General features: G+C 70.3%; 6 protein-coding genes. 4 read left to right on the top strand and 2 right to left on the bottom strand.

What is annotated here, in order from left to right:
• Positions 1 to 128 precede the first annotated feature (128 nt).
• From ENN83_RS05885 to ENN83_RS05870, 4 genes are all read left to right on the top strand, one after another.
• On the top strand, positions 129 to 737 hold the full coding sequence (locus ENN83_RS05885; RefSeq protein WP_287185152.1) for an ImuA family protein: 609 nt from the start codon (positions 129 to 131) through the stop codon (positions 735 to 737).
• Between the two features lie 81 nt (positions 738 to 818).
• The gene (metG, locus tag ENN83_RS05880) at positions 819 to 2,534 is read left to right on the top strand and encodes a methionine--tRNA ligase (protein WP_287185149.1); all 1,716 of its coding nucleotides are present in this window, start codon (positions 819 to 821) and stop codon (positions 2,532 to 2,534) included.
• Between the two features lie 58 nt (positions 2,535 to 2,592).
• Positions 2,593 to 3,867, top strand: a complete 1,275-nt coding sequence (locus ENN83_RS05875; RefSeq protein WP_287185148.1) for a 3-deoxy-D-manno-octulosonic acid transferase — start codon at positions 2,593 to 2,595, stop codon at positions 3,865 to 3,867.
• Positions 3,860 to 4,840: a threonine dehydratase gene (locus tag ENN83_RS05870; protein ID WP_287185146.1), complete on the top strand. Its 981-nt coding sequence runs from the start codon at positions 3,860 to 3,862 to the stop codon at positions 4,838 to 4,840. Before ENN83_RS05875 ends, ENN83_RS05870 begins: the two co-directional genes overlap by 8 nt.
• Positions 4,841 to 4,844: 4 nt before the next feature.
• Here ENN83_RS05870 and ENN83_RS05865 read toward each other — a convergent pair whose 3' ends face one another.
• A complete protein-coding gene (locus tag ENN83_RS05865) occupies positions 4,845 to 5,363 on the bottom strand; it encodes a hypothetical protein (RefSeq protein ID WP_287185144.1) in 519 nt (172 codons plus the stop codon).
• The coding region (locus tag ENN83_RS05860; protein WP_287185143.1) for a 2'-5' RNA ligase family protein at positions 5,353 to 5,666 on the bottom strand (314 nt) is incomplete at its 5' end. The genes ENN83_RS05860 and ENN83_RS05865, both read right to left, overlap by 11 nt.

Below are 5,666 nucleotides of genomic sequence, written 5' to 3'. Positions count from 1 at the left end.
GCAGAGTGATCGGCGCGCGCCCCCGGTGCAACCCCTCTAGCACGCAAGGGTTGACAAAATCCTTGCGTGATGGGGTGTTGATGGCGCGAAAGCTTGAGAACAGAAAGCGAACCCGCTATCTTCCGCGCATGAGTCTGCACCCGCCCCTGACCCGCACGCCACATCGCACGCCCCCGGCGCTGACCGCGCTGGACGAGATCGCGCTGCCGCTGGCGCGGGCGCATGAGCTGTGCGGCCCGGCGCGGCACATGCTGGCGCTGGTGCTGGCGGGCGCGGCCAGCGGGCCGGTGATCTGGATCCAGCCCGCCTGGGCGCCGGGGCGGCTTTATCCCGACACGCTGGCCGAACGGATCGCGCCGGGGCGGCTGATCCTGGTGACGCCGAAACGGGCCGAGGATCTGCTGTGGTCGATGGAGGAGGCGCTGCGCGCGGGCGTGGTGCCGCTGGTGGTGGCCGAACTGCCCGAACCGCCGCCGCTGACCCCGGTGCGCCGGCTGCACCTGGCGGCCGAGGCGGGGGCGGCGACCGGGCATGGCCTGCCGCTGGGGCTGATCCTGACGCCGGGGCCGGGCGGGGCGGCGGGCGTCGAGACGCGCTGGCACATGGCGCCGCGCCATGCCCCCGGCCGCAGCGAATGGCGCCTGGAACGCCGCTGCGCCCGCCACGCCCCGCCCGCCGCCTGGCAATTGCGCGAGACGGGCGGGCAACTGGCGCTGTCGCGCGCCGCGATGGGCTAGGGGCGGACCCCACGGGCGCTGGCCAAGGCGCGGGGCTTGGGCTAAACGGGGCGCCGAGCACGGCAAGAAGGCAGCCCCCGAATGGCACGCATCCTGATCACCTCGGCGATCCCCTATATCAACGGGATCAAGCATCTGGGCAATCTCGTCGGCAGCCAGTTGCCCGCCGACCTTTACGCCCGCTACATGCGCGCCCGCGGCCATGAGGTGCTGTTCCTCTGCGCCACCGACGAGCATGGCACGCCAGCCGAGCTGGCCGCCGCCAAGACCGGCGAGCCGGTGGCCGAGTATTGCGCGCGGATGCACGGGGTCCAGGCGGAACTGGCGCGCGGCTTCCGGCTGTCCTTCGACCATTTCGGGCGGTCTTCCTCGCCCCAGAACCACCGGCTGACCCAGTATTTCGCGGGCCGCCTGGCTGAGAACGGCTATATCGAGGAAGTCACCGAGAAACAGATCTATTCCAACGCCGACAAGCGGTTCCTGCCCGACCGCTATATCGAGGGCACCTGCCCGAATTGCGGCTATGACAAGGCCCGCGGCGACCAGTGCGAGAACTGCACCAAGCAGCTGGATCCCACCGACCTGATCGAGCCGCGCAGCGCGATTTCCGGCTCGACCGACCTGGAGGTGCGCGAGACCAAGCACCTGTATCTGCGCCAGTCGCTGATGAAGGACGAACTGGCGGCCTGGATCGACTCGAAAACCGACTGGCCGATCCTGACCACATCCATCGCCCGGAAATGGCTCAACGATGGCGACGGGTTGCAGGACCGGGGCATCACCCGCGATCTGGACTGGGGCATCCCGGTCAAGCGCGGCGAAGAGGACTGGCCGGGGATGGAGGGCAAGGTCTTCTATGTCTGGTTCGACGCGCCCATCGAATATATCGCCGCCGCCGCCGAATGGGCCGAGGCGCAGGGGCGGCCGGATGCCGACTGGCGGCGTTGGTGGCGGACCGACGAGGGCGCGGCCGATGTTCGATATGTGCAATTCATGGGCAAGGATAACGTGCCCTTCCACACCCTGTCCTTCCCCGCCACCATCATGGGCTCGCGCGATCCGTGGAAGCTGGTGGATTACATCAAGTCGTTCAACTACCTGAATTACGATGGAGGGCAGTTCTCGACCAGCCAGGGCCGCGGCGTGTTCATGGACCAGGCGCTGGCCATCCTGCCCTCGGATTACTGGCGCTGGTGGCTTTTGTCCCATGCCCCCGAACATTCGGATAGTGAATTTACCTGGGAGAATTTCCAGGCCAGCGTGAACAAAGACCTGGCCGATGTGCTGGGCAATTTCGTCAGCCGGGTGACCAAGTTCTGCCGTGCGAAATTCGGCGAGGTGGTGCCCGAGGGCGGCAGCCCCGGCGACCGCGAGACCGAGCTGACCGATGAGCTCTATATCCGCCTGCGCGCCTATCAGGCGCATATGGAGGCGATCGAGATCCGCAAGGCCGCGGGCGAGCTGCGCGCGATCTGGGTGGCGGGCAACGAATATCTGCAAGCCGCAGCACCCTGGACCGCGATCAAGACCGAGCCCGAGACGGCCGCGATGCAGATCCGCTTTTCGCTGAACCTGATCCGGCTTTACGCGGTGCTGTCCGCGCCCTTCATCCCCGATGCCAGCGCGGCCTTGCTGAAGGCGCTGGACAGCGGGGACGACTGGCCCGAAGACCTGCCCGCCGCGCTGAACCGGCTGGCGCCGGGCCATGCCTTCGCCACGCCCGACATCCTGTTCCGCAAGATCACCGACGAGGAGCGCGAGGGCTGGCAGGCGCAGTTCGCGGGCGCGCGGCACTGAGGGTTGCGGCGGCCGCGCGCTTGCGCAACCCTGAACCCTCCCGCAACCCGGAGCGGTCGTGCTGTCCTATCGCCTCCTGCTGAGCCTTGCCGCGCCGGTCTTCGCGCTGCGCCTGATCCGTGACGGGCGGCTGGCCGCCGAACGTCTGGGCGGCGGTCCCGACGCAGGGCCGGACGCGGGGCCGGTGATCTGGCTGCATGGCGCCTCAAACGGCGAACTCGCCTCGGCGCGGGGGCTGGTGGACCGGCTGCTGGACAGGCGGCCCGGGGCGCGGCTGGTGGTCACCTGCAACAGCGCGACCGGGCGCGCGCTGGTGCGGGGCTGGGGGCTGGACCGTGTCGCGGTGCGGCTGGCGCCGCTGGATTACCGCTGGGCGCTGGCCCGGTTCCTGTCGCGCTGGCAGCCCGCCGCGCTGGTGCTGATCGAAAGCGAGCTGTGGCCGAACCGGCTGGCGGCGATGGCGGCGCGCGGGCGGCCGGTGCTGGTGGTGGGCGCGCGGATGTCGGCGCGCAGCGCTGCGCGCTGGGGGCGGCTGCCGGGGCTGGTCGGCGCGATGCTGGCACGGGTGGGCTATCTCTCGGCGCAGGATGCGGCATCGGGCGCGCGTTTCGTGGCGCTGGGCCTCGATCCCGCGCGGCTGGGGCCGGTGGTGGACCTGAAATCGGACGGCGCGGCCCCTGCCCCGCCCGACCCCGATGCGCTGGCCCGCCTTGCGCCGCTTTTCCCGCGCGGCGACACGCTGCTGGCCGCCTCGACCCATGAGGGCGAGGAACGCGCGGTGCTGGCGGCCTTCGCCGCGGCCCGCACCACCCGGCCCGGGCTGCGCCTGATCCTCGCCCCCCGCCATCCCCGCCGCAGCCCCGAGATCGCGGCCGAGATCGCGCGGACCGGCCTGCCCTTCGCCACCCGGTCCAGGGGCGAGGCGCCGGGGCCGGACATGCCGGTCTACCTGGCCGACACGATGGGCGAGATGGGGCTGTGGTATGCGCTGGCGGGGATCGGGTTCATCGGCGGCTCGCTGGTCGACCGCGGCGGCCATACCCCGTGGGAGCCCGCCGCCCGGGGAACCGCCATCCTGCATGGGCCGCATGTCGCGAATTTCGCGCGCGTCTATGCCGCGCTGGACGCCGCAGGCGGGGCGCGCAGGGTCACCGGACCCGACGAGCTGGCCCGCGCGCTGGCCGGGCTGGATGGCCCGGCCCAGGCGGCGATGGCGGCCCGCGCAAGCGACACAGCCGCCCGCCTGAGCGCCGATGGCGCGGGGCTGGACCCGCTGCTGGACGCGCTGATCCGGCTGATCGACACCCCGAACGGAGATCCCGACCATGGCTGAGCCGATATTCACCCTCGACGAATTGCAGGCGGCCGCAGCCTTCGTGCACAGCCGCATGCCGCCCACCCCGCAATATGCCTGGCCCCTGCTGGCCGAGGCCACCGGCGCCGAGACCTGGGTCAAGCACGAGAACCACACCCCCACCGGCGCCTTCAAGATCCGCGGCGCGCATAGCTTCATCGACTGGCTGCAGCGCACGCAGCCCGACTGTCCCGGCATCGTCACCGCGACGCGCGGCAATCACGGGCAGGGCCAGGCGCTGGCGGCGCGAGCCGCCGGGATGGTGGCGAAGATCTATGTCCCCGAGGGCAATTCGGTGGAAAAGAACGCCGCGATGCGCGCCTTCGGGGCCGATCTGATCGTGCATGGCGCCGATTTCGACGCCGCGCGGCAAGAGGCCCAGCGCGTGGCCGAGGCCGAGGGGCTGGCCTTCGTGCCGCCCTTTCACCGCGAACTGGTGCGCGGGGTCGCGACCTACGGGCTGGAACTGTTCACCGCCGTCCCTGACCTGCACACGGTCTATGTGCCGATCGGCTGCGGTTCTGGCATCTGCGGCACGATCGCGGCGCGCGATGCGCTGGGGCTCGACACGCGGATCGTCGGCGTCGTGTCGGAAAATGCCGATTGCGTGCTGCGCTCGATGGCGGCGGGCGATTATGTCGAGACCGAGACCGCCCGCACCTTTGCCGACGGCATCGCCGTGCGCGTGCCGGTGCCCGAGGCGTTCGACATCTTTGCCTGCGGCGCGGAACGAGTCGTCTCGGTCTCGGATGCCGAGGTGGCCGAGGCGATCCGCCTCTATTTCCGCGCCACGCATAACCTGGCCGAAGGCGCGGGCGCAGCGGCGCTGGCCGCGCTGATGGCCGAACGCGACATCATGGCGGGCAGGCGCGTGGGCGTGATCCTTTGCGGTGGCAATATCGACAGCGAGTGGTTCGAAACGGTCCTGTCGGGCGGCGTGCCGCGGGTCTAGCGGCCTACAGGAAACTCATCGCGTCCGAATTCTCGCAGGTGCCGGGACAGGAGCCGGGGCGGTAGACCGTCACGCTGCGCTCGTCGTGATACTCGATCTCGGGCTGGAAAAAGCGCCGGTCATGGGGTTCGTAGAACCCGCCAAGCGTCAGTCCCGCCTCGGGGAAACACAATTGTTCCTGACAAAGCGCCACATTTCCCAGTCGTTCCTCCAGGCGGCGGACGATCTCGGACGGGTCGGCGGCGAAGAAATCCTCGCCCTCGAACAGCACCCCCTGGACATGGCGGCTGGAGACGATGCACACCAGCGCATCCTCGCGGTATTCGCAGATCGGCAGGCCCAGGCCGCGATATTCCATCTGCCGCCCACCCGCGCCGCGATAGACATGCTGCGGCCGCCCCATGAGCGGCAGCGCCTCGACCTCTGCGCGCGACATGCCCAGCCGCAGGGGAACCAGACCCTCCCCGGGCGCGATGCTCCAGACCATGTCCCGCCCCTCCTCCTCGCCTGTTTCAGGGAACATATGGATCGGGATGCGGTGCGGGAAGGGGGTAATGGGCCAGCTCGGCATGGCAGGCGGCCCCCTGCCCGAGATCCGAGCGGTAAAGCCCGAATCCGGTCACCGCGAAAGGTCCGGCGCGGAAATCCAAGGCGGCAGCGACCGCGCGTTCCAGCCGGTCACGCCCCGGCGCGGCCGGGTTCAGATAGGCCAGCGTGACATGCGGGACAAAGCGGCGATGCGCAAGCCGCACCCCCGCCCCGCGCGCGGCCTGTTCGACCTTGGCCTGCAGATGCCGCAGCCCCGCGCAGTCGGCCACCCCCGCAT

The sequence above is a fragment of the Rhodovulum sp. genome, assembly GCF_011048875.1.
Lineage (GTDB): Bacteria > Pseudomonadota > Alphaproteobacteria > Rhodobacterales > Rhodobacteraceae > Rhodovulum > Rhodovulum tesquicola.
Note: the sequence above shows the minus strand (reverse complement) of the source record. Positions and strands in the feature narration are given on the sequence as shown.

Coding starts and splice junctions, on each gene's coding strand:
- ENN83_RS05885 (WP_287185152.1), top strand. CDS start 129: ATGAGTCTGCACCCGCCCCTGACCCGCACGCCACATCGCACGCCCCCG.
- metG (WP_287185149.1), top strand. CDS start 819: ATGGCACGCATCCTGATCACCTCGGCGATCCCCTATATCAACGGGATC.
- ENN83_RS05870 (WP_287185146.1), top strand. CDS start 3,860: ATGGCTGAGCCGATATTCACCCTCGACGAATTGCAGGCGGCCGCAGCC.
- ENN83_RS05865 (WP_287185144.1), bottom strand. CDS start 5,363: ATGTTCCCTGAAACAGGCGAGGAGGAGGGGCGGGACATGGTCTGGAGC.